Source organism: Tepidimonas fonticaldi (assembly GCF_001675355.1).
In the GTDB taxonomy this organism is placed as follows: Bacteria; Pseudomonadota; Gammaproteobacteria; order Burkholderiales; family Burkholderiaceae_C; genus Tepidimonas; species Tepidimonas fonticaldi.
In genome coordinates, this window is the sequence record NZ_LZDH01000056.1 from 679,812 (window position 1) to 702,135 (window position 22,324).

Below are 22,324 nucleotides of genomic sequence, written 5' to 3' on the forward strand. Positions count from 1 at the left end.
CGCGGGCGACAGGGCTGGCGATACGAGGAGACACGATGACCCGGAACCGACGCGACTGGATGGCCGGTGCCGGCGCGCTGGCGCTGGCCACGGTCGCTGCGCGCGGCTGGGCCCAACCCACCGATGCCGCCGCGGCCGAAGCCAAAGCGCCCCCTCTGCCGGCGCTCGGCACGCCGTGGGCGCTGCCGCCGATGGAACTGCTGGACGGCGGCCGCTTCGAGCCGGTGCGTGCCGATGGCCAAGTGCTGGTGCTGTACTGGTGGGCCAGTACCTGTCCGTTCTGCGCCGTGACGACGCCGCACCTCAACGCTTTTTGGCAGCGCCACCGCCAGCGACCCGGCTGGCAGTTGCTGACGCTGTCGATCGACCGCACGCGCGAGGCGGCGGTGCGCTACCTGCAGCAGCGCGGCTACGCCTTCCCGTGCGCGTGGGTCACGCCCGACATCCAGCGCGCCATGCCCAAGCCCAAGGGCCTGCCGATCACGCTGGTGCGCGGGCGCGACGGCCGCCTCCTGATGGCTGAGCGCGGTCAGCTCTTTGCCGAGGACATCGACGCCATCGCCCAGTGGCTGTGAGCCGGCCGCCCCCAGCTGTGCTCAGGCCAGCAGCGGCACGATCAGCAGCGCCACGATGTTGATGATCTTGATCAGCGGGTTGACGGCCGGGCCCGCGGTGTCCTTATAGGGATCGCCCACGGTGTCGCCCGTGACGGCGGCCTTGTGCGCGTCGGATCCCTTGCCGCCGTGGTGGCCGTCCTCGATGTACTTTTTGGCGTTGTCCCAGGCGCCACCGCCGGTGCACATGCTGATGGCGACGAACAGCCCGGTCACGATGGTGCCCATGAGCAGCCCCCCCAGGGCGACCGGCCCCAGCGCCAGGCCGACCACGATCGGCACGACCACCGGCAGCAGGCTGGGCAGCATCATCTCCTTGATGGCCGCCGTGGTCAGCATGTCCACCGCGCGGCCGTACTCCGGTTTGGCGGTGCCGTCCATGATGCCCGCGATCTCGCGGAACTGGCGGCGCACCTCCTCGACCACGCTGCCGGCGGCGCGGCCCACGGCCTCCATGGCCAGCGCCCCGAACAGGTAGGGGATCAGGCCACCGATGAACAGGCCGACGATGACCATGGGGTCGGACAGATCGAAGCGCAGCGCCCGCCCGGCATGCTCCAGCTTGTGCGTGTAGTCGGCAAACAGCACCAGGGCCGCGAGCCCGGCGGAGCCGATGGCATAGCCCTTGGTGACCGCTTTGGTGGTGTTGCCCACCGCGTCCAGCGGATCGGTGACGTCGCGCACGCTCGAGGGCAGCTCCGCCATTTCGGCAATCCCGCCGGCGTTGTCGGTGATGGGGCCGTAAGCGTCCAGCGCGACCACGATGCCCGCCATGCTCAGCATCGCCGTGGCCGCCACGGCCACCCCGTACAGGCCTGCCAGCGCGTACGAGGCGACGATGGCCGCGCAGACCGCCAGCACCGGCCAAGCGGTGGACTTCATGCTCACGCCGATGCCGGCGATGATGTTGGTGGCGTGCCCGGTGGTGGAGGCCTGCGCGACGTGCCGCACCGGGGCGTAGTCGGTGCCGGTGTAGTACTCGGTGATCCAGACCATGGCCGCCGTCAGCGCCAGCCCGACCAGCGCCGCCGCCCACAGCCGCCACTGCGTGCCGCTGGCGGTGATGGCGTCATCGGGCATCAGCCACACCGTCACCCCATAAAACGCCACGGCCGACAGGGCGCCCGCGACGATCAACCCCTTGTACAGCGCCGGCATCACATTCTTCATGCCCGGCGTCGCTTTGACGAAGAAGCAGCCCACGATGGACGCCAGAATCGACACCCCGCCCAGCGCCAGCGGGTACAGGCTGGCTTGCAGCGGGGCCGCGCTCACCAGCAAAGCACCCAGGACGATGGTGGCGATGAGTGTGACCGCATAGGTCTCGAACAGATCGGCCGCCATGCCGGCGCAGTCCCCCACGTTGTCGCCAACGTTGTCGGCGATGACTGCGGGGTTGCGCGGGTCGTCCTCGGGGATGCCTGCCTCCACCTTGCCCACCAAATCGGCCCCGACGTCGGCGCCCTTGGTGAAGATGCCGCCGCCCAGCCGGGCAAAGATCGAAATCAGCGAAGCGCCGAACGCCAGGCCGATGAGCGGCTGCAACAGCGTGGTCAGCTTGCGGTCGGGCGTCAGTTGCCCGTTGCCGACCAGAAAGCCGTAGAACGCGGTCACGCCCAGCAGGCCCAGGCCCACCACCAGCATGCCCGTGATGGCCCCGCCGCGAAACGCCACCTCCAGCGCCGGCCCGATGCCGCGTGCCGCGGCTTGAGCGGTGCGCACATTGGCGCGCACCGAGACGTTCATGCCGATGAAGCCGCAGGCGCCCGACAGCACCGCCCCCACGACGAAGGCCACCGCCGTCACCCCGTCGATGGCCACCGCGATCAGCACCGCGAGCACGACGCCCACCGCCGCGATGGTCTTGTATTGCCGTGCCAGGTAGGCGGCGGCACCCGTTTGCACCGCCGCGGCGATTTCCTGCATGCGGGGGTTGCCCGGGTCTTGCGCCAGGATCCAGGTCCGTGCCCAGATGCCGTACGCCACGGCGACCAGCGCGCAGACCACCGCAAATATCAACGCGGATTGACCAACCATGCCAGTGTCTCCTCAAAGGGTTCGACTTGGAGGAAGCCAACGCAAGCGAGCCGTCGGCTTCCGCTGCGTTGCTTCCTCACCGCCGGGGCGCGTCCGGGCACGTCCTTCGGCGGCGATTGGCCAACGCATTCACTGTAGCGCAAGGCGCGCCGCGATGCACCCCCCGTGTTGCGCCGGCCCGTCAGCCTCGTGCCAGTAAAATCCCCCAAACTCTCTCATCTCCATCACTTTTTTCGGAGCTGCGTACCCATGTCCCTCGACCAAGTCTCCGCGGGCGACAAGATCCCCGACTCCTTCAACGTGATCATCGAAATCTCGATGCACGGCGAGCCGATCAAATACGAGGTGGACAAAGCCTCCGGCGCCATCTTCGTCGACCGCTTCATGAACACCGCCATGCACTACCCGACCAACTACGGGTACGTGCCCAAGACGCTGTCCGGCGACGGCGATCCGGTGGACGTGCTGGTCATCACCCCCGTGCCGCTGCCCCCGGGCGTGGTGGTGAAGTGCCGCCCGCTTGGCGTGCTGAAAATGGAAGACGAAGGCGGCGTGGACTGGAAGGTGCTGGCCGTGCCGACCGAGAAGCTTCTGCCGCTGTACTCGCGCTGGAAGTCGTACGAGGACCTCAACCCCGTGCGCCTGAAGACGATCGAGCACTTCTTCGAGCACTACAAGGATCTGGACCCCGGCAAGTGGGTCAAGGTGATCGGCTGGGGTTCGGTCGAGGAAGCGCGCCAGGAGGTGCTCTCCGGCGTGCAGGCCTATCAGGCTCAGGCGGGCGCGCAGGGCGCCTGACGAAACGGCGAATGCGCCTGCAGCGCCGCGCGGTAGTGTGCCGTCGCGGCGCGCTCGCGCACCAGGTAGTCCCCCACCGCGTCCGCAAATGCGGGGTGTGCCAGCCAATGACGGCTATGCACCACCGTGGGCAGCAGGGCGCGGGCGATTTTGTGCTCGCCCTGAGCACCGCCCTCGAAGCGCCCGACACCATGCGCCAGACACCAGGCCAGCGGTTGGTAGTAGCACGCCTCGAAGTGCAGGCAATCCACGCGTGCCACCGCCCCCCAATACCGCCCGTAGGCCGCAGCGGGTGACGCGCCGTCGTCGCTGAGCGCGACCAAGCTGGCCGCGATGGGTGTGCCTGCGGCGTCGCGGGCGGTAAACATCAGCCACGCATCCGGCAGGGCCACGCCGACGGCGCGGAAAAACGCTTCGTTGAGGTACGGCGGATTGCCGTGCTCCCGGTAGGTCTGCCGATAGCATCGGGCAAAGAAGGCCCAGTCCTCGGCTGTGATGTCCGCGCCCCGGCGCACCTCGAAGGTCACCCCGGCGTCGGCCACCTTGCGCCGCTCCTGGCGGATTTTCTTGCGCTTGTCGTGGCTCAGGCTGGCCAGAAAGTCTTCCCAGTCGGTAAACGCGTCGCCGCGTGTCGGATGGCGGTTGTGCCAGTGGAATTGCACCGTCTCGCGGGCCAGCAGATCGGACGCATCCGCTGCGGCCCAATCGGCGGCCGAGCCCAGCAGCACATGCAGCGAGGACAAGCCCTGGGCGCGGGCATGGGCCAGCAGCGCCCGCACCAGCGCGGCGCGTGCGGCCGCGTCCCGGGCCAGCAGGCGCGGGCCCGCCACGGGGGTGAAGGGCACCGCCACCACCCCCTTGGGGTAATAGCGGACCCCATGCCGGTGGTGGGCCTCGGCCCACGCCCAGTCGAACACGTATTCGCCGTAGGAGTGCGTCTTGACGTACAGCGGTGCGGCGGCGACCAGCGCGCCATCCGCGCGCGACCACAGCGTCACCCAATGCGGCGCCCATCCGGTGGCGGCCGTGGCGCAGCCGCTGTCGTGCAGCGCCGCCAAATACTCGTGGCGCATGAACGGCCCGCAGGCTTGTCCCTCCGGCTGGTCGTGCAGCAGCGCGTTCCAGGCATGCGCCGGCACTGCATGCGGATCGTGCACGACCCGGGTGACATAATCCGCGCTTTCAGAGGACGTCGGGGCATCCATGGCGATCAAGATCGGGGTGGCGCAGTGCAATTTCGTGGTGGGTGACCTGGCCGGCAACGCCCGCCGCATCGTCGACGCCGCGCACGCGGCCCACGCCCAGGGCGTGCAGGTGCTGCTGACACCGGAACTGGCCATTTGCGGCTACGCCGCCGAAGACCTGTTTTTGCGGCCCGCGTTCGTCGATGCCTGCGATGATGCCGTGCAATCGGTCGCCGCGCAGACGGCGGCTTTGAAGGGCCTGCACATCGTGGTGGGACAACCGCTGCCGGCGCCCGGTGTGCCCGGACCGTCGGCCGGCCGCAGCGTTGGCCGCACACCCTGCCTCAACGCCGCGAGCGTGCTGTGCGAAGGCCGCATCACCCACCGCTACGCCAAGCGCGAGCTGCCCAACTACCAGGTGTTCGACGAGCGGCGCTATTTCGTGCCTGGCGACCGGCCCTGCGTCTTCGAGGTGACCCATGCCGGTCGCACTCACCGTATGGGATTGCTGATCTGCGAGGACGCCTGGCACGCCCGCCCGGCGGCAGAGACGGCGGATGCGGGCGCCGACGTCCTCTGCGTTATCAACGCCTCGCCGTTTCACATCGGCAAGGGCGATGAACGCGAGCGTGCCATGCGCGAGCGCGTGCTCCAGACGGGGCGATCCCTGGTGTATGCCCATCTGGTCGGGGGGCAGGACGAAATCGTTTTCGAGGGCCGCAGCTTCGCGCTGGATGCGCGCGGCGCGCTGGCGGCCCGCGCGCCCAGTTTTGCCGAGGATCTGCTGGTCGTGGAGTTGGACGACGGCCCCGGCTGCCGGAAGGTGCGTGGTTCCATTGCGCCGGAACCGTCGACCGAGTCGGATCTGTGGCACGCGCTGGTGCTGGGCACGCGCGACTATGTGCGCAAAAACGGCTTTCCCGGTGCCATCATCGGCCTGTCGGGGGGCATCGACTCGGCGCTGGTGCTGGCCATTGCCGTCGACGCGCTCGGGCCCGACGCGGTGCGGGCCGTGATGATGCCGTCGCCGTACACGGCGGACATCTCGTGGCTCGATGCGCGCGAGATGGCGGCCCGGCTGGGCGTGCGCTACGACGAGATCGCGATCGGGCCCATCTTCGAGCGGTTTTTGGCCGCGCTCGACCCGCTGTTCGAAGGGCGGCCGGCCGACACCGCCGAAGAAAACCTGCAGGCGCGCATCCGCGGCACGCTGCTCATGGGGCTGTCCAACAAGTTTGGCCACATCGTGCTGACCACCGGCAACAAGAGCGAGATGGCCACCGGTTACTGCACCTTGTATGGCGACATGGCGGGCGGCTTTGCCGTCATCAAGGATGTCACCAAGACCTGGGTCTGGCGGCTGGCGCGCTGGCGCAATGCGAACGATCCCTTCGGCCGAGGGCGGGATCCGATTCCCGAGCGCATCATCACCCGCCCGCCCAGCGCGGAGCTGCGCCCGGACCAAAAGGACCAGGACACCCTGCCGCCCTACGATGTGTTGGACGCCATCGTCGAGCGCTACATGGAAAACGACCGCAGCCCGGCGGAGATCGTGGCCGAGGGCTACCCCGCCGCGGCGGTGGAGCAGGTGGTGCGGCTGATCCGCGTCAACGAATACAAGCGTCGCCAGGCGCCGGTGGGTATTCGCGTCACGCACCGCAGCTTTGGCAAGGACTGGCGCTACCCCAACACCAACCGCTGGCGGGGGTGAGCGGGTGGGGCGACCCGAAACCCCGCCCCGGTATGGTAGATTCCACTGGCCGTCGGGCCGGCCAGCGCCTGCCTAGCGTTCCCCGTCGAGTACCCTTTGCCGTTTCGGAGTCGTCCCGCATGAAGCAGATCACCGCCGTCATCAAGCCGTTCAAGCTGGAGGAAGTGCGCGAGGCGCTGGCCGAGCAGGGCGTGACGGGCTTGACGGTGACCGAGGTCAAGGGCTTTGGCCGCCAGAAGGGGCACACCGAGCTGTACCGCGGTGCCGAATACGTGGTGGACTTTTTGCCCAAGGTGCGCATCGACGTGGTGGTGCGCGACGACGATGTCGATCGCTGCATCGATGCCATCGTGCGCGCGGCGCGCACCGGCAAGATCGGCGACGGCAAGATTTTCGTCACCCCGGTGGAGAAGGTGATCCGCATCCGCACCGGTGAAGAAGACGACGCCGCGGTCTGATTCCGCCCGCCGGCCAGCCCGCCGCGAGCGGGCTCAAATCTGCTGAAACTGGGCCTGCACCGAGCAGCCCGCGGCCTCGACGAGGTGCGGCAGCAAGATCTGCGGGTCGGCGCCCACCGCCACCAGGTCCATCTGCCAGCCGCTGACGAAGCCGTCGGCCACCGTCTGCGCCAAAAAGCGCAGCAGCGTGTCGTAGTAGCCGTCGGCATTCAGGATGCCGACCGGCTTGTCGTGGTAGCCCAGCTGGCGCCACGTCCACACCTCGAACAGTTCCTCGAAGGTGCCGATGCCGCCGGGCAGCGCCAGGAAGGCGTCGGCCCGCTCGGCCATCATCTGCTTGCGCTGGTGCATCGTCTGCACCACATGCAGTTCGGTGCAGTCGCGTTTGGCAAACTCGCGCTCCACCAGGCTTTCGGGAATGATGCCGACCACCGTGCCGCCGGCCGCCAGCGTCGCGTCCGCGACTCGGCCCATCAGCCCCTGGTTGCCACCCCCATAGACCAGCCGCCCGCCGTGGCGGCCGATCCAGGTGCCCACGGCCTCGGCCAGCGGCAGAAAGCGGCCGTCGGCGCCGGGGCGCGAGCCGCAATAAACACACAACGAAAAGGGCGGATCGTCCGGGCGGGAGGTGTTCATGCGTGTCGGCGGGCGTACAGGGCGGGCGCGATTCAGGCGGCTTTGGCGATGGGGCGCGCGAGGCGGCTGTCGACCAGCCGTGTGCCGGCCCAGGCGTCGTGCCAAAACTGCCGGTCCGGGTGAAAGCGCGCCAGCACCGCCCAGATGGCGATCCAGCCGCCCAGCAGCACCACGGCTTCCAGCGCGGGCCAGCCCATGGCCTCGCGCAGCGCCAGCGGCGGCAGGAACCACGACCACGACAGCAGGTAGCGCAGCAGGGCGCGCGCCTGCGTCAGCGGCCGTCCCTGGCGGTCCACCACGCGGATGTGCCAGGTTTTCATGGCCAGCGTCTGGCCCTTGTGCCAGAACCAGGTGAAATACACCCCCAGCACGACGAACAGAAACGCTTGCTGCAGATGCCGGTTGTCCAACGCGTGGCGCGTCTGGGTCAGGGCCGAAAACAGATAGCCCGCGATGAACACCACGCCGAACAGCAGCATGCCCTCGTAGAGCCAGCAGGCCATGCGGCGCGGCAGCGACGGGGTCGGCAGCCGTTCGGGCGTAGCGGTCGAGTTGGGGGCGGCGGGGGACGGGGGCATGCGCGCGGCGGGGAAGCGGTCGGGGTCAGAGAAAACCGGTCGGGCATTGTCGCATGTCCCGCTCGCGCCCCCGGTGCGGAAAAAATCCGGCCGGGGCGCGGAGTTTGCATGCTGCAGTGCCATAATGGGGGTCGGTATTCATCATTGCCAGCCCGAAACGGGTCAAGGTCGCGGATCAACCGCCATGGCCTTGGCCTCAAGTCCCAAAGCCGCCTCACAAGGGCGCGATCGAGGGGCACCGGAGGTTTTTCGTCAGAGAAATACTGAAAGGTTGTTTGCCATGGAAATCAACAAGGCCGAAATCGCATCCGCTGCGGCTGCCGCCAGTCAGCCCCCCGCCGCCGAGCTCATGGGTGCGGAGGTGCTCGTCAAGTGCCTGCAGGCCGAAGGCGTGAAATACGTCTGGGGTTACCCGGGCGGCGCGGTCCTCTACATCTACGACGCGCTCTACAAGCAAGACAGCATCCAGCATGTGCTGGTGCGCCACGAACAGGCGGCCGTGCATGCCGCCGACGGGTACGCCCGTGCCACCGGCGAAGTCGGCGTGGCGCTGGTCACCAGCGGTCCGGGCGTGACCAATGCCATCACCGGCATCGCCACGGCGTACATGGACTCCATCCCGATGGTCATCATCACCGGGCAGGTGCCCACGGCCGCCATCGGCCTGGACGCCTTCCAGGAGTGCGACACCGTCGGCATCACCCGGCCCATCGTCAAGCACAACTTCCTGGTCAAGGATGTGCGCGATCTGGCCAGCACGATCAAGAAAGCCTTCCACATCGCGCGCACCGGCCGTCCCGGCCCCGTGGTGGTGGACATCCCCAAGGACGTGTCCTTCAAGAAGACCGCGTTCACCGGCTATCCGGAGAGCGTCACGATGCGCTCCTACAACCCGGTGCGCAAGGGGCACGGCGGCCAGATTCGCAAGGCGCTGCAACTGCTGCTGAGCGCCAAGCGGCCCTACATCTACACGGGCGGCGGCGTCATTCTGGGCAACGCGGTGCCGGAGTTGCGGCAGCTCGTGGACCTGCTCAACTACCCCGTGACCAACACCCTCATGGGCTTGGGGGCGTTTCCGGCGACCGACCGGCGCTTCCTGGGCATGCTGGGCATGCACGGCACGTTCGAGGCCAACAACGCCATGCAGAACTGCGACGTGCTGCTGGCGGTGGGGGCGCGTTTCGACGATCGCGTCATCGGCAACCCCAAGCACTTCGCCCAGATCGAGCGCAAGATCATCCATATCGACATCGACCCGTCCAGCATCTCCAAGCGCGTCAAGGTGGATGTGCCCATCGTCGGGGATGTCAAGGACGTGTTGACCGAGCTGATCGCGATGGTGCGGGAAAGCCCGGTCCGTCCGGACGAGCGGGCGCTGGCCGCCTGGTGGGAGACGATCGAGGGCTGGCGCTCTCGCGACTGCCTGCGCTACGACCGCGACAACACCGACGTGATCAAGCCGCAGATGGTCATCGAAACCCTCTGGAAAATGACCAAGGATGTCGAGGCCTACATCACCTCGGACGTCGGTCAGCACCAGATGTGGGCGGCGCAGTTCTACAAGTTCGACCAGCCGCGGCGCTGGATCAACTCGGGCGGCCTGGGCACCATGGGTGTGGGCATCCCTTATGCCATGGGCATCAAGCTGGCCAAGCCCGAGGCCGAGGTGTTCTGCGTGACGGGGGAAGGCTCGGTGCAGATGTGCATCCAGGAGCTGTCCACCTGCCTGCAGTACAACACGCCGATCAAGATCCTGTCGCTGAACAACCGCTACCTGGGCATGGTGCGCCAGTGGCAGGAGATCGAGTACTCCGGCCGCTACAGCCACTCCTACATGGACGCGCTGCCCAACTTCGTCAAGCTGGCCGAGGCCTACGGGCATGTCGGCCTGCTGGTGGAGCGGCCGCAGGACGTCGAGCCCGCGCTGCGCGAGGCGCGCAAGCTCAAGGATCGCACGGTGTTCATCGACTTCCGCACCGACCCGACCGAAAACGTCTGGCCCATGGTGCAGGCGGGCAAGGGCATCACCGAGATGCTGCTCGGCAGCGAGGACCTGTGACGCCATCGCGGCGGGCGGCCCCCGGTGTGGGGATGGCCCGCTGGCGACGAATCCGAGGAATCTATTGACCGCCAAGCCCGCCCCTTACCGGGGGCGGGGGAGGGCGGCCGAAAAGAGGAATCTCACCCATGAAACACATCATCGCCGTTTTGCTGGAAAACGAGGCCGGGGCCCTGTCGCGCGTCGTCGGGCTGTTCTCGGCGCGGGGCTACAACATCGAGTCGCTCACCGTCGCCCCGACCGAGGACCCGTCGCTGTCGCGCATGACGATCCAGACGACGGGCTCGGACGACGTCATCGAGCAGATCACCAAGCACCTCAACCGCCTGATCGAGGTCGTCAAGGTCGTCGACCTGACCGAGGGCGCCTACACCGAGCGCGAGCTGATGCTGGTCAAGGTGCGCGCGGTCGGCAAGGAGCGCGAGGAGATGAAGCGCATGGCCGACATTTTCCGCGGCCGCATCATCGACGTGACCGAGAAGAGCTACACCATTGAGCTCACCGGCGACCAGGCCAAGAACGATGCCTTTCTGCAAGCCATCGACCGCAGCGCCATTCTGGAAACGGTGCGCACCGGTGCCTGCGGCATCGGCCGCGGCGAGCGCATTCTGCGCGTCTGAACCCCACCCCCTTTTTACCTGGAGCGAACAATGAAAGTCTTCTACGACAAGGACTGTGACCTGAGCCTGATCAAAGGCAAGACCGTGGCCATCATCGGCTATGGCAGCCAAGGCCACGCGCATGCGCAAAACCTCAACGACAGCGGCGTCAAGGTCATCGTCGGTCTGCGCAAGGGTGGTGCCTCGTGGAGCAAGGCCGAGAAGGCCGGCCTGACCGTGATGGAGGTCAACGACGCGGTCAAGGCGGCGGATGTCGTGATGATTCTGCTGCCCGACGAGCAGATCGCCGAGGTCTACAACCAGAACGTCGCCCCGCACATCAAGCAGGGCGCGTCGCTGGCGTTCGCGCATGGCTTCAACGTGCACTACAACCAGGTGGTGCCGCGTGCCGATCTGGACGTGTGGATGGTCGCGCCCAAGGCCCCGGGCCACACCGTGCGCAGCACCTACCTGCAGGGCGGCGGTGTGCCGCATCTGGTGGCGGTGCACCAGGACCGCAGCGGCAAGGCGCGTGATCTGGCGCTGTCCTACGCCATGGCCAACGGCGGCGGCAAGGCCGGCATCATCGAGACCACCTTCAAGGAAGAGACCGAGACCGACCTGTTCGGCGAGCAGGCCGTGCTGTGCGGCGGCGCGGTGGAGCTGGTCAAGATGGGCTTCGAGACGCTGGTCGAGGCCGGCTACGCGCCCGAGATGGCCTACTTCGAGTGCCTGCACGAACTCAAGCTCATCGTCGACCTGATGTACGAGGGCGGCATCGCCAACATGAACTACTCCATCTCCAACAACGCGGAGTTTGGCGAGTACGTCACCGGCCCCGAGGTGATCAACGAGGAGTCTCGCAAGGCCATGCGCAAGGCGCTGGAGCGCATCCAGAACGGCGATTACGCCAAGATGTTCATCCAGGAAGGCCGCCTGAACTACCCCAGCATGACGGCGCGCCGCCGCAACCTGGCCGCGCACCCGATCGAAGTGGTCGGCGCCCAATTGCGGGCCATGATGCCCTGGATCGCCAAGAACAAGCTGGTCGATCAGAGCCGCAACTGATGGATCGCCGGCCGGTGGCCGGCCGCTCCCTCCCTAACGCCCGCGTGCGGCACGCCGTGCCCGTGCGCGGGCGTTGTCGCATGCGGGGGCGCGTGGGCCGTCCCGCGTGGGCGTACACTTGCGCTCGGCCCGCGCGCTCGCCGCGCAGGGACAGTCCCCTCGCAGTGGCTTTGGTTCATGCTCGACGGATCTGACATTCCCCCCACCTCGGAGGCGCCGCGGCGCGCCAAGGGCATTTATGTCCTGCCCAACCTGGTGACGCTGGCGGCGTTGTTCGGTGGCTTTTACGCCATCGTGATGGCCATGAACGGCCGCTACGACCTGGCCACCAGCGGCATCTTCGTGGCGATGGTGCTGGACAGCCTGGACGGCCGCATCGCGCGCCTGACACACACGCAAAGCGCGTTTGGCGAGCAGATGGACTCGCTGTCGGACATGGTCTCGTTCGGCGCGGCGCCCGCCTTGGTGGCCTACGAGTGGGCGCTGCGCGACCTGGGGCGCTGGGGCTGGATCGCGGCGTTCGTCTACTGCGCCTGTGCGGCGCTGCGGCTGGCGCGCTTCAACGTCAACACGCACGTGGTCGACAAGCGCTACTTTCAGGGTCTGCCGTCGCCGGCGGCGGCGGCGCTGGTGGCTGGCTTCATCTGGCTGGCCACCGACGCCGGCCACGACGGCGACGGGCTGCAGTGGGCACTGTTCGGGCTGACGCTGTACGCCGGGCTGACGATGGTGACCAATGTGCCGTTCTACAGCTTCAAGGACCTGAGCCTCAAGCGCAGCGTGCCCTTCGCGACGCTGGTGGCCATCGCGCTGGGCATCGCCGTCATCAACATCCACCCGCCGACGGTGCTGTTCGCGCTGTTCGTGCTGTACGGTCTGTCGGGCTACGTGGTCTACGGCATGCGCAAGGCCAAGGGCAAGCCGGCGAGCGTGCTGTCCACCTCCACCGACGAGCCGGACGAGCGCGGGCTGCACGACTGAGCGGCGCGGCGCAGGCCATCGCGGTGATCGTCATGGTCTATCGCCCATCCATCGCGCGCCCCGTGCCGCTTGTGTTACATTGAAGTCCATGGAATTCGCGTCGATCCGCCTACTGCTGCTACCCCGTTGCGGGCAGGCGGTTTAGCGCGCGTTTCCAAACCCCCACGGCCCGCATGCCCCCGCTGCGGGCCGTTTGTTTTGCCGGCAGCGCATGGGCAGCGACCACAGCCACCCCTAGCAGGAGTTCCGCCATGACCGACAAGCTGATCATTTTCGACACCACCCTGCGCGACGGCGAGCAGTCCCCGGGCGCCTCGATGACCAAGGACGAAAAGCTGCGCATCGCGCGCCAGCTCGAGCGGCTGCGCGTCGATGTGATCGAGGCGGGCTTTGCGGCCAGCTCCAACGGCGACTTCGAGGCGGTCAAGGCGATTGCCGACACGATCAAGGACTCCACCGTTTGCTCGCTGGCCCGGGCCAACGACCGCGACATCGCGCGGGCGGCCGAGGCGCTGCGCGGCTCCAACCGCGCGCGCATCCACACCTTCATCGCGACGTCGCCGCTGCACATGGAAAAGAAGCTGCGCATGACGCCCGAGCAGGTGTTGGAGCAGGCGCGGCAGGCGGTGCGCTTTGCGCGCAATCTGTGCGCCGACATCGAGTTCAGCCCCGAGGACGGCTACCGCAGCGAGGTGGACTTCCTCTGCCGTGTGCTGGAGACTGTGATCGCCGAAGGGGCGACGACCATCAACATCCCGGACACCGTCGGCTACGCGGTGCCGGAGTTGTATGGCCACTTCATCAAGACCCTGCGCGAGCGCATTCCCAACTCCGACAAGGCGATCTGGAGCGTGCACTGCCACAACGACCTGGGTATGGCGGTGGCCAACTCGCTGGCCGGCGTCAAGATCGGCGGAGCGCGTCAGGTCGAATGCACGATCAACGGGCTGGGCGAGCGGGCGGGCAACTGCTCGCTGGAGGAGATCGTCATGGCGGTCAAGACGCGCCGCGATTACTTTGGGTTGGAGGTCGGCATCGACACCACGCAGATCGTGCCCGCCAGCCGCATGGTCAGCCAGACTACGGGCTTCGTCGTGCAGCCGAACAAGGCGGTGGTGGGGGCGAATGCGTTTGCGCACGCCAGCGGCATCCACCAGGACGGCGTGCTCAAGGCGCGCGACACCTACGAAATCATGCGCGCCGAGGACGTGGGCTGGAGCGCAAACAAGATCGTGCTGGGCAAGCTGTCGGGGCGCAACGCCTTCAAGCAGCGCCTGCAGGAGCTGGGCATCGAGATGGAGTCCGAGACGGACCTCAACACGGCCTTTGCCAAGTTCAAGGAGCTGGCCGACCGCAAGGCCGAAATCTTTGACGAGGACATTCTGGCGCTGGTCAGCGACGAGAGCGTCACGCCGGAGAAGGAACAGTACGGGCTGGTGTCGCTGTCGCAGCACTCCGAGACCGGCGAACGCCCGCACGCGCGCGTGGTCTTCACCATCGACGGCAAGGAGTATGTGGGCGAGGCCGATGGCAACGGGCCCGTGGATGCGTCCATCAAGGCCATCGAGTCGCACGTCAAGAGCGGCGCGGAGCTGCTGCTGTACTCGGTCAACGCCATCACCAGCGGCTCCACCGAGTCGCAGGGCGAGGTGACGATCCGCCTGCAGCACGGCGGCCGTGTGGTCAACGGCGTCGGGGCCGATCCGGACATCGTCGTCGCGTCGGCCAAGGCCTATTTGTCGGCCCTCAACAAGCTGCACAGCAAGGTCGATCGCGTCGCCGCGCAGGGCTGAGCGGTCGTTGCGCCGGGGCTGGGCGGTGGGCGCGGCCCCGGTGTTGTGGAAACGGCTCAAAAAATTTGCCTAACACGGTGTCGAAAAGGGTGTTTTGAGCGATCGCTCCCCTATACTGCCAACCTTGTCGATGGCTATGGGGCCGACACCATGAACAAGACGCTGTTGTGGGGCACGCGGGCGCTGGTGCTCGCGCTGGTCGGATGGGGTTTGAGTCTGCCGCCGCAGGCGGCGCACGCGGCGACCGTGGCGGTGAGCGCCAAGGCGGACCGCGCCAAATCCCCGGCCAAGCCGCGGGCCAAAGCCGCCAAGGCCGCGCCCCGCGCCAAACACCGGGTGCAGCGCGGGGGCGAGCGCCGCGCCGCATCGGCCCAGCCTGCGGCCCCCAAGGCGCAGGCGGCGCTTCCCGCCGCCGCGGCACCGCGCGCGGCGGCCGCGCCCATGCCCCGGACACGCGCCACGCTGGTATCCGCTTCCGCCGGGGCGGCTGCGTTGTCGGGCGCGGCATACGCCTCCGCAGCGGCGGGAGGTGGGGCGGACGACATGCACGCGCTGTCGCTCGATCCGGTGCGCCTCAACTCCAACGCCGTGCTGGTCGTGGACCGCGACACCAACGCGGTGCTGGTCGGCAAAAACGACGCGGCGGTGCTGCCCATCGCGTCGCTGACCAAACTGATGACCGGGCTGGTGATCGCCGACGCGGGCCTGCCGATGGATGAAATCCTCACCATCACGGCGGACGACGTCGATCGCCTCAAGGGCAGCGGATCGCGCCTGGCGGTGGGCACGCGCCTGTCGCGGGCCGAGGCCCTGCATCTGGCCCTCATGTCCAGCGAGAACCGTGCGGCCCATGCGCTGGGGCGGACCTATCCGGGGGGCATTCCGGCGTTCGTCGCGGCCATGAATCGCAAGGCGGCGGAGTTGGGCATGAGCGCCACCCGCTTCGTCGAGCCCACCGGCCTGTCCAGCGACAACCAGTCCAGCCCGCGCGATCTGGCGCGACTCGTGTCCGCCGCAGCCGAGCGCCCGGTGCTGCGCGAGCTGACCACATCGCCCGAGTACGAACTGGCCAGCGGCCGGCGCGTGGTGCATTACCGCAACAGCAACAAGCTGGTGCGCGAAAGCGAGTGGGACATCCTGCTGCAGAAGACCGGCTACATCCGCGAGGCCGGCCGCTGTGTCGCCATGCAGGTGCGGCTGGCGGGGCGCGACCTGATCATGGTGTTGATGGATGCCGCGGATTCGTCGGCGCGCTGGACGGATGCCGAGCGCTTGCTGCGCTGGCTGGAGCAGTCGTTGCTGCGTCCCGGGGCGGGCAAGCGCGAGGCGTTGATGCCGGAGCGCGTGTCGCAGCCGTGGGGCGCCATGGCGGACCCCGTGGCGGATCGTTGGACCGAACGCCTGCCGGGGTGAGGCCTGTGGCGCCGCGCCGACGGGCAGGTCGGGATGATCGGGTGGGGGTTGATCAGGCGCGCTCGCCGCGATAGCCGAGCGCGGCGCTGATTTCGGCCGCGGTGGCCTGGAGCTTGGGCAGCCAGCTCTCGTCGATGCGGTTGGCGGGGGCGGAGATGGACAGACCAGCCACCAGCCGCCCCTGATCGTCGTGGATGCCGGCGGCCATGCAGCGCACGCCGGGCTCCAGTTCCTCGTTGTCGCGCGCCACCCCGAGTCGGCGGCACAGGGCCAGCTCTTTTTCCAGCACGGCCAGCTGGGTGATGCTGTTGGGGGTGTTGCCAGCCAGCCCGGTGCGGGTGGCGTAGGCGCGCAGGCGCTGCGGGTCCTCTTGCGCGAGGAACAGCTTGCCCACGGAGGTCAGATGCAGCGGCGCGCGCCCCCCGATGGCGCGCACCACCTGCATGCCCGAGCGCTCGCTGTAGGCGCGCTCGATGTAGACGATCTCGTCGCCCTGGCGCACGCTCAGGTTGACCGGCTGCTGGATTTGGCGGTGCAGCTCGCGCATCGGGCCGACGGCGACTTCGCGCACATCCAGACGCGCCTTGACGAGGTTGCCCAGCTCCAGCAGGCGCAGACCCAGCCGATACATGCCGGGTTCGGGGCGCTCCACGAAGCGGCCGATCGCCAGGTCGTTGAGGATGCGGTGGGCGGTGGAGGGGTGCAAACCGGTTTCTTCGCCCAGCGTTTTGAGCGACACGGGATCCTCGTGCCGCGACAGAACGTCGAGCACGGCGAACATGCGCTCGAGCACCTGCACGCTGGGCCGTGGAGGGGGGCTGTCGTCCGTTTTGCGCATGAGACCGTCGTCGGAAATATCGACGGCCGATTTTACCAGATGAAATCAGGGCTCATCCTCACAGCGCCAGTTGCCAGCGGCCGTCTTGGTACAGCTCATGCGGGCGAAAGCGGACCTTGTAAGCCATCTTGGGGCTGTCGGCGATCCAATACCCCAGGTACACATAGGGCAGGTGCAGGCGGCGGGCCTGCTCGATTTGCCACAGCACACCGTAGGTGCCCAGCGAGCCGGGCCAGTCGGGGTCGTAGAACGTGTAGACCGCGGACAGGCCATCGTCGAGCAGGTCGATCAAGGACACCATCACCAGCCGGTCTGGGGTGTCGGCGTCACCGCGCGCCCAAAACTCCACCAGCCGCGAGTTGACGTGGCTTTGCAGCAGGAACTGGCTGTACTGCTCGACGTTGTCGTGGTCCATGCCGCCCCCCGCGTGGCGGCTGCGCTGGTAACGCAGGTACAGCGCGTAGTGCGCGGGCGAATAGCCCAGGCGCATGACCCGCGCGTGCAACGTGGCGTGTTCTCGCCAGGCGCGGCGCTGACTGCGGTTGGGGGCGAACTCTGCGGCGCGCACGCGCAAGGGGATGCACGCCTGGCAGCCGTCACAATAGGGCCGGTAGGTGAACAGGCCGCTGCGCCGAAACCCGCTGGCCACGAGGCGGGAGTAGGTCTCGCCCTGGATCAGGTGACTGGGGGTGGCCACCTGCGAGCGCGCCAGCCGCTGCGGCAGATAGCTGCACGGGTACGGCGCCGTGGCATAGAACTGCACGGCGGTCAGGGGCAGTTCGTGCAGGCGGGTCACGGGGGTGTCGAAGGGATGGTGGGGGGCAGCGGGTCCAGCGGCGCGTCAGGCCAAAGGCAGTTCCAGTATAGGCAATCCCAGCGCCATGCGGGGGTGGGCGCATCGATGGCCTGACGAACCTCGTGCAAAAAACGGTCGCGCGATTCCTCGGCCGCCCCGAGCGATGCCAAATGGCGCGTGTTTTGCTGGCAATCGATCAAGGGCACGCCCCAGGCGCGGCAGGCCGCCACCAGCGCCGCCAGGGCCATTTTGGAGGCGTCGGGGCGGTGGCTGAACATCGATTCGCCAAACACCGCGCGCCCGATGTTGACCAGGTACAGACCGCCGACCAACTGGCCATCCCACCACGTCTCGACGCTGTGCGCGTGGCCGGCGCGGTGCAGCCCCCGGTAGGCAGCCTGCATCTCCGGGACGATCCAGGTGCCGTCCTGTCCGGGGCGCGGGGTGTGGGCGCAGGCGTCGATCACGGCGTCGAATGCGCTGTCCATGCGGATCTGCAGCCGCCCCTGGCGCAGCGCGGCGCGCAGGGCCTTGCGCAGCGAATGGCTGAGGTGAAAGCGCGAGGGCCGCAGCACCATGCGCGGGTCGGGGCTCCACCACAGGATGGGCTGCCCCTCGCCGTACCATGGGAACACCCCGTGGCGGTACGCTTGCAGCAGGGTCGGGGTGTCCAGCGCGCCGCCGGCCGCGAGCAGTCCCGGGATGGGGTCCCGTCGCCCCCAGGCGCGCTCCGCGGGCGGGAACGGGTCGCCGGGATCCAGCCAAGGCAGCGGGCGGGGGGTGCTCATCAGGGGGCGGTTCGGGCCCGACGCGGGTGACGGGGCTGGGTCGATGCTGTTGTCTGGGCCTTGGCGTGGTCGCACCACGCCGCCACCGGGCACGCGCCGCATTTGGGCGCGCGCGCGGTGCAGGTGTAGCGGCCGTGCAGGATCAGCCAGTGGTGCGCGTCGCGCAAAAAACGCGCCGGCACCCGCTGCAGCAGCCCCTGTTCGACCTGCAGCGGCGTCTTGCCGGGGGCCAGGCCCGTGCGGTTGGCGACGCGGAAGATGTGCGTGTCCACCGCCATCGTCGGCTCGCCGAAGGCGACGTTGAGCACCACGTTGGCGGTCTTACGGCCGACGCCGGGCAGCGCTTCCAGCTCCTCGCGGCGGCGCGGCACCTCGCCGCCATGGCGTTCCAGCAGCAGGCGGCAGGTCTCGAGGACGTGGCGCGCCTTGCTGCGGTACAGCCCGATGGTGCGGATGTGGCTTTCCAGCCCCTCCTGCCCCAGCGCGAGGATGGCCTGCGGCGTGTTGGCGATGGGGAACAGCCGCCGCGTGGCCTGGTTGACGCTGCGGTCGGTGGCCTGGGCGCTCAGCATCACGGCCACGAGCAGCTCGAACACGCTCGTATACTCGAGCTCGGTTTGCGGCTCGGGCCGCTCGGCCTGCAGGGCCGAGAAAAAGGCTTCGATGTCGCGCGGTTTCATCACGGGTCCGTGGCGCTTGAGGCCCCCAGGTGGCGGGGTGCTGCGGATGCGCATTTTCTCCTGAAGGATACGCGATGACGGATGACGCGCCCGCCTCCCCGGTGCGGCTGGCCGAGCGGCTGGCCTACGTCGAGACCTCGGCGATCCGGGAACTGTTCAAGCTGCTGGGCAAGCCCGGCATCATCAGCTTCGCCGGCGGCTTTCCGGATGCGGCGCTGTTCGACGTCGACGGCATCCGCGAGGCGACGCTGGCGGCGCTTGCCGCCAACCCCGGCGCGGCGCTGCAGTACGGCGCCACCGAGGGGTTCGATCCGCTGCGCGAGCAGCTCGCGGCCTTCATGGCTGCCAAGGGCGCGCGCGGCGTGGCGCCCACCGACCTGATCGTGACCACCGGCAGCCAGCAGGCGCTGGACCTGATCGGCAAGACGCTCGTCTCGCCGGGTGACACGGTGATCGTCGAGGCACCGACGTTCCTGGCCACCATCCAGTGCTTCCGCCTCTACGGCGCGCAGCTGCTGACGGTGCCGGTGGACGGGCAGGGCGCGGACGTGGACGCCTTGGAGCGCCAGATCGAGCAGCACCGGCCCAAGTTCGTCTACCTGATCCCGACGTTCGGCAACCCGAGCGGCGCGCAGATGAGCCTGGAGCGCCGCCGCCGCGTGCTGGAGCTCGCGGTGCGCACGCGCACGCTGGTGGTGGAGGACGACCCCTACGGCGACCTGTACTTCGACGCCCCGCCGCCGCCGAGCCTGCTGGCGCTGAGCCACGAGGTGCCGGGCAGCCGGGCGTGCCTCGTGCACTGCGGCAGCCTGAGCAAGGTGCTCTCACCGGGCCTCCGCATCGGCTGGATGGTGGCCCCGCCCGAGCTGCTGGCCAAGGCGACGATGTGCAAGCAGTTCAGCGACGCGCACACCAGCACCTTCGCGCAGGCCACCGCGGCGCAGTATCTGGCCAGCGGCCGCATGCCGGCGACGCTCGAGCGCGTGCGCGGCATCTACGCCCGCCGCGCCGCGGCGATGGTGGAGGCGCTGCGGCAGGAGCTGGGCGAGGCGATCGACTTCGTGCCGCCGCGCGGCGGGCTGTTCGTCTGGGCCCGGCTGACCGGTACGGGCGGCAAGCCGGCGGACGGCGGGGAACTGGCCCGCCGGGCGATCGAGCAGGGCGTGGCCTTCGTGCCGGGGGCGCCGTTCTTCGCGCGCGATCCCGACCCGGCCACGCTGCGGCTGAGCTTTGCGACGGTGGACGAGGAGCGCATCCGCGAGGGGGTGCGGCGGCTGGCGGCCGCGCTGGGCTGATCAGCCTCCCGCGCCAGTCCCCCGCAGCGTGGCCGCCCACAGCCTGAGCCGCATGCCGAGGCCGGTGGTGTAGCCGACCGTGACGTGGCGCAGGCGGTCGCCGGCGTCCAGCACCGCGAACACCGGCACCGAGCGCCAGCCGTGCGCGGCGGCCAGGCGCCCGTCGGCGTCCAGCACCGTGACCCACGGCAGGCCGCGCTGGCGCAGGTAGGCGCGCACGGTGGCGGCGTCGCCGCTGCGCGTGGCCAACGTCACCACGGGCCGCTCGGCGGCCAGGGCGGTGACGGTGCCTTCCTCGGCGCGGCAGATGCCGCACCAGGTGGCCCAGACGTGCAGCGCCAAAGGCGAGTCGCCCCTGATGCCGAGCTGCGCGCGCAGGTCGGCCCACGTGCCGCGGCCTTCGCTGCCGTCCGGCAGCAGCCACGCCAGCATCCCTTCGGGCGCCCACTGCTCGGGCGTGGCGCGCGTCAACCACGCCTGCACCCCCAGGAAAACCCCGAGCGCCAGCGTCAGGGTGATCGAAGCTTCGCGTACAAAATGGCGGATGCGGCCCATGGCGCCATTGTGCCCGGGCACCCCCACCCGTATCCGACCCTCGAGGAGATCCCCCGTGACGACGCCGACCAAGTTCCTGCTGCAGGAAAGCCAGATGCCCAAGTACTGGTACAACATCGCCGCGGACCTGCCGAAGGCCCCGCCGCCGGTGCTGCACCCGGGCACGCTGCAGCCGGTCGGCCCGGACGACCTGGCGCCGCTGTTCCCGATGGAGCTGATCCTGCAGGAGGTCAGCACCGAGCGCGAGATCGAGATCCCCGAGCCGGTGCGCGAGATCTACCGCCTCTGGCGGCCCAGCCCGCTGTTTCGCGCCCACCGGCTGGAAAAGGCGCTGGGCACGCCGGCCAAGATCTTCTACAAATACGAGGGCGTCAGCCCCGCCGGCAGCCACAAGCCCAACACCGCGGTGCCGCAGGCGTTCTACAACGCGCAGGCCGGTACCAGGCGCCTGACCACCGAGACCGGCGCCGGGCAGTGGGGCACGTCGCTGTCGTTCGCGGGGCAGCTGTTCGGGCTGGAGGTGCTGGTGTTCCAGGTGCGCGTCAGCTACGACCAGAAGCCCTACCGCCGCGCGGTGATGGAGACCTACGGCGCGCGCTGCCTGCCGTCGCCGTCCACCGAGACGGAGTATGGCCGCCGCGTCCTGGCGCAGCGGCCGGACCACCCCGGCAGCCTCGGCATTGCGATATCGGAGGCGGTGGAGCTGGCGGCGCAGCGCGACGACACCAAGTACGCGCTCGGCTCGGTGCTCAACCACGTGCTGCTGCACCAGACCGTCATCGGCCTGGAGGCGATGGAACAGCTGCAGATGGCCGACGCCTGGCCGGACGTGATCGTCGGCGCCACCGGCGGCGGCAGCAACTTCGCCGGCATCGCCTTCCCGTTCATCGGCCACGGGCTGCGCGGCGGGGCACGGCCGCGCGTGGTGGCGGTGGAGCCGGCCGCCTGCCCGTCGCTGACGCGCGGCAAGTACGCCTACGACTTCGGCGACACGGCGCACCTGACGCCGCTGACGAAGATGCACACGCTCGGCTCGACCTTCACGCCGCCGCCGTTCCACGCCGGCGGGCTGCGCTACCACGGCATGGCGCCGCTGGTGTCGCACCTGAAGGAGCTGGGCCTGATCGAGGCGGTGGCCTACACGCAGACGCAGTGCTTCGAGGCCGGCGTGCTGTTCGCGCGCAGCGAAGGCATCGTGCCGGCGCCGGAGGCCAACCACGCCGTCAAGGGCGCGATCGACGAGGCGCTGCGCTGCAAGCGCGAGGGCAGGAGCGAGACGATCCTGTTCAACCTGTGCGGCCACGGCCACTTCGACATGGCCGCGTACCAGAAATACTTCGCCGGCGAGCTCAAGGACGAGACCTACGACGAGCGCGAGCTGGCGATGGCGCTGGCGGGCTTGCCGAGCGTGCCGGAGCCGGTTTGACCGAGGGGTGACGGAGC

The 22,324-nt window shown here is 68.8% G+C and carries 21 protein-coding genes; 12 read left to right on the forward strand and 9 right to left on the reverse strand.

What is annotated here, in order from left to right:
• Positions 1-35: 35 nt before the first annotated feature.
• The gene (locus A9O67_RS09035; protein ID WP_068609410.1) at positions 36-575 is read left to right on the forward strand and encodes a TlpA family protein disulfide reductase; all 540 of its coding nucleotides are present in this window, start codon (positions 36-38) and stop codon (positions 573-575) included.
• 21 nt (positions 576-596) lie between these two features.
• On the opposite strand, the gene A9O67_RS09040 is transcribed toward A9O67_RS09035, so the two are convergent.
• On the reverse strand, positions 597-2,651 hold the full coding sequence (locus A9O67_RS09040; RefSeq protein WP_068609411.1) for a sodium-translocating pyrophosphatase: 2,055 nt from the start codon (positions 2,649-2,651) through the stop codon (positions 597-599).
• A gap of 249 nt (positions 2,652-2,900) precedes the next feature.
• Between A9O67_RS09040 and ppa the strand changes: the two genes are divergently transcribed.
• Complete coding sequence (gene ppa / locus A9O67_RS09045) at positions 2,901-3,449, forward strand: inorganic diphosphatase (RefSeq protein ID WP_068609412.1); 549 nt, start codon at positions 2,901-2,903, stop codon at positions 3,447-3,449.
• Here the strand turns inward: ppa and A9O67_RS09050 are convergent.
• Positions 3,425-4,654 (reverse strand): GNAT family N-acetyltransferase, encoded by a 1,230-nt coding sequence (locus A9O67_RS09050; protein WP_068609413.1) that lies wholly within the window; start codon positions 4,652-4,654, stop codon positions 3,425-3,427. The two genes, ppa and A9O67_RS09050, sit on opposite strands and share 25 nt — an antisense overlap.
• On the opposite strand from A9O67_RS09050, the gene A9O67_RS09055 reads away from it, so the two are divergent.
• Positions 4,653-6,344 carry an NAD+ synthase gene (locus A9O67_RS09055; protein ID WP_068609416.1) on the forward strand — a complete coding sequence of 564 codons (1,692 nt, stop codon included), beginning with the start codon at positions 4,653-4,655 and terminating at the stop codon, positions 6,342-6,344. The two genes, A9O67_RS09050 and A9O67_RS09055, sit on opposite strands and share 2 nt — an antisense overlap.
• 119 nt (positions 6,345-6,463) lie before the next feature.
• Entirely contained in the window at positions 6,464-6,802 is a 339-nt protein-coding gene (locus tag A9O67_RS09060) for a P-II family nitrogen regulator (RefSeq protein ID WP_068609418.1), read from the forward strand.
• A 33-nt stretch (positions 6,803-6,835) separates the two neighbouring features.
• Here A9O67_RS09060 and A9O67_RS09065 read toward each other — a convergent pair whose 3' ends face one another.
• Complete coding sequence (locus tag A9O67_RS09065) at positions 6,836-7,438, reverse strand: LOG family protein (RefSeq protein ID WP_068609419.1); 603 nt, start codon at positions 7,436-7,438, stop codon at positions 6,836-6,838.
• A 32-nt stretch (positions 7,439-7,470) separates the two neighbouring features.
• Entirely contained in the window at positions 7,471-8,016 is a 546-nt protein-coding gene (locus A9O67_RS09070) for an RDD family protein (protein WP_082955472.1), read from the reverse strand.
• A 280-nt stretch (positions 8,017-8,296) separates the two neighbouring features.
• Between A9O67_RS09070 and A9O67_RS09075 the strand changes: the two genes are divergently transcribed.
• The 6 genes from A9O67_RS09075 (at position 8,297) to A9O67_RS09100 (ending at position 15,929) form a co-directional block, all read left to right on the forward strand.
• On the forward strand, positions 8,297-10,075 hold the full coding sequence (locus tag A9O67_RS09075; RefSeq protein ID WP_068609421.1) for an acetolactate synthase 3 catalytic subunit: 1,779 nt from the start codon (positions 8,297-8,299) through the stop codon (positions 10,073-10,075).
• A 128-nt stretch (positions 10,076-10,203) separates the two neighbouring features.
• Entirely contained in the window at positions 10,204-10,695 is a 492-nt protein-coding gene (gene ilvN / locus A9O67_RS09080) for an acetolactate synthase small subunit (RefSeq protein ID WP_068609423.1), read from the forward strand.
• A gap of 30 nt (positions 10,696-10,725) precedes the next feature.
• Positions 10,726-11,742: a ketol-acid reductoisomerase gene (ilvC, locus tag A9O67_RS09085; RefSeq protein WP_068609424.1), complete on the forward strand. Its 1,017-nt coding sequence runs from the start codon at positions 10,726-10,728 to the stop codon at positions 11,740-11,742.
• 177 nt (positions 11,743-11,919) lie between these two features.
• A complete protein-coding gene (gene pssA / locus A9O67_RS09090) occupies positions 11,920-12,723 on the forward strand; it encodes a CDP-diacylglycerol--serine O-phosphatidyltransferase (RefSeq protein ID WP_068609425.1) in 804 nt (267 codons plus the stop codon).
• A 251-nt stretch (positions 12,724-12,974) separates the two neighbouring features.
• Complete coding sequence (locus A9O67_RS09095) at positions 12,975-14,516, forward strand: 2-isopropylmalate synthase (RefSeq protein WP_068609426.1); 1,542 nt, start codon at positions 12,975-12,977, stop codon at positions 14,514-14,516.
• Positions 14,517-14,666: 150 nt separating this feature from the next.
• Positions 14,667-15,929, forward strand: coding sequence for a D-alanyl-D-alanine carboxypeptidase family protein (locus A9O67_RS09100; RefSeq protein WP_068609427.1), 1,263 nt, complete (start codon positions 14,667-14,669; stop codon positions 15,927-15,929).
• Positions 15,930-15,981: 52 nt separating this feature from the next.
• Here A9O67_RS09100 and A9O67_RS09105 read toward each other — a convergent pair whose 3' ends face one another.
• The 4 genes from A9O67_RS09105 to nth are packed head-to-tail and all read right to left on the reverse strand — an operon-like array spanning position 15,982 to position 19,031.
• Positions 15,982-16,767 carry an IclR family transcriptional regulator gene (locus A9O67_RS09105; RefSeq protein ID WP_068609428.1) on the reverse strand — a complete coding sequence of 262 codons (786 nt, stop codon included), beginning with the start codon at positions 16,765-16,767 and terminating at the stop codon, positions 15,982-15,984.
• Between the two features lie 58 nt (positions 16,768-16,825).
• Positions 16,826-17,563: an arginyltransferase gene (locus A9O67_RS09110; RefSeq protein WP_068609429.1), complete on the reverse strand. Its 738-nt coding sequence runs from the start codon at positions 17,561-17,563 to the stop codon at positions 16,826-16,828.
• The gene (gene aat, locus A9O67_RS09115; RefSeq protein ID WP_068609433.1) at positions 17,560-18,351 is read right to left on the reverse strand and encodes a leucyl/phenylalanyl-tRNA--protein transferase; all 792 of its coding nucleotides are present in this window, start codon (positions 18,349-18,351) and stop codon (positions 17,560-17,562) included. The genes A9O67_RS09110 and aat overlap by 4 nt, the downstream gene beginning before the upstream one ends.
• On the reverse strand, positions 18,351-19,031 hold the full coding sequence (gene nth / locus A9O67_RS09120; RefSeq protein WP_068609941.1) for an endonuclease III: 681 nt from the start codon (positions 19,029-19,031) through the stop codon (positions 18,351-18,353). The genes aat and nth overlap by 1 nt, the downstream gene beginning before the upstream one ends.
• A gap of 101 nt (positions 19,032-19,132) precedes the next feature.
• Between nth and A9O67_RS09125 the strand changes: the two genes are divergently transcribed.
• A complete protein-coding gene (locus A9O67_RS09125; protein WP_082955510.1) occupies positions 19,133-20,326 on the forward strand; it encodes an aminotransferase-like domain-containing protein in 1,194 nt (397 codons plus the stop codon).
• Here A9O67_RS09125 and A9O67_RS09130 read toward each other — a convergent pair whose 3' ends face one another.
• Positions 20,327-20,881: a redoxin family protein gene (locus tag A9O67_RS09130; protein ID WP_068609435.1), complete on the reverse strand. Its 555-nt coding sequence runs from the start codon at positions 20,879-20,881 to the stop codon at positions 20,327-20,329. It lies immediately after the preceding gene.
• 55 nt (positions 20,882-20,936) lie between these two features.
• On the opposite strand from A9O67_RS09130, the gene A9O67_RS09135 reads away from it, so the two are divergent.
• Positions 20,937-22,307 (forward strand): TrpB-like pyridoxal phosphate-dependent enzyme, encoded by a 1,371-nt coding sequence (locus A9O67_RS09135; RefSeq protein ID WP_231960284.1) that lies wholly within the window; start codon positions 20,937-20,939, stop codon positions 22,305-22,307.
• The last annotated feature ends 17 nt before the right edge of the window (positions 22,308-22,324 follow it).

Excerpts from the sequence above, each read along its gene's own strand:
- A9O67_RS09035 (WP_068609410.1), top strand. The coding sequence starts at position 36 with ATGACCCGGAACCGACGCGACTGGATGGCCGGTGCCGGCGCGCTGGCG.
- A9O67_RS09040 (WP_068609411.1), bottom strand. The coding sequence starts at position 2,651 with ATGGTTGGTCAATCCGCGTTGATATTTGCGGTGGTCTGCGCGCTGGTC.
- ppa (WP_068609412.1), top strand. The coding sequence starts at position 2,901 with ATGTCCCTCGACCAAGTCTCCGCGGGCGACAAGATCCCCGACTCCTTC.
- A9O67_RS09055 (WP_068609416.1), top strand. The coding sequence starts at position 4,653 with ATGGCGATCAAGATCGGGGTGGCGCAGTGCAATTTCGTGGTGGGTGAC.
- A9O67_RS09050 (WP_068609413.1), bottom strand. The coding sequence starts at position 4,654 with ATGGATGCCCCGACGTCCTCTGAAAGCGCGGATTATGTCACCCGGGTC.
- A9O67_RS09060 (WP_068609418.1), top strand. The coding sequence starts at position 6,464 with ATGAAGCAGATCACCGCCGTCATCAAGCCGTTCAAGCTGGAGGAAGTG.
- A9O67_RS09065 (WP_068609419.1), bottom strand. The coding sequence starts at position 7,438 with ATGAACACCTCCCGCCCGGACGATCCGCCCTTTTCGTTGTGTGTTTAT.
- A9O67_RS09070 (WP_082955472.1), bottom strand. The coding sequence starts at position 8,016 with ATGCCCCCGTCCCCCGCCGCCCCCAACTCGACCGCTACGCCCGAACGG.
- A9O67_RS09075 (WP_068609421.1), top strand. The coding sequence starts at position 8,297 with ATGGAAATCAACAAGGCCGAAATCGCATCCGCTGCGGCTGCCGCCAGT.
- ilvN (WP_068609423.1), top strand. The coding sequence starts at position 10,204 with ATGAAACACATCATCGCCGTTTTGCTGGAAAACGAGGCCGGGGCCCTG.
- ilvC (WP_068609424.1), top strand. The coding sequence starts at position 10,726 with ATGAAAGTCTTCTACGACAAGGACTGTGACCTGAGCCTGATCAAAGGC.
- pssA (WP_068609425.1), top strand. The coding sequence starts at position 11,920 with ATGCTCGACGGATCTGACATTCCCCCCACCTCGGAGGCGCCGCGGCGC.
- A9O67_RS09095 (WP_068609426.1), top strand. The coding sequence starts at position 12,975 with ATGACCGACAAGCTGATCATTTTCGACACCACCCTGCGCGACGGCGAG.
- A9O67_RS09100 (WP_068609427.1), top strand. The coding sequence starts at position 14,667 with ATGAACAAGACGCTGTTGTGGGGCACGCGGGCGCTGGTGCTCGCGCTG.
- A9O67_RS09105 (WP_068609428.1), bottom strand. The coding sequence starts at position 16,767 with ATGCGCAAAACGGACGACAGCCCCCCTCCACGGCCCAGCGTGCAGGTG.
- aat (WP_068609433.1), bottom strand. The coding sequence starts at position 18,351 with ATGAGCACCCCCCGCCCGCTGCCTTGGCTGGATCCCGGCGACCCGTTC.
- nth (WP_068609941.1), bottom strand. The coding sequence starts at position 19,031 with ATGAAACCGCGCGACATCGAAGCCTTTTTCTCGGCCCTGCAGGCCGAG.
- A9O67_RS09130 (WP_068609435.1), bottom strand. The coding sequence starts at position 20,881 with ATGGGCCGCATCCGCCATTTTGTACGCGAAGCTTCGATCACCCTGACG.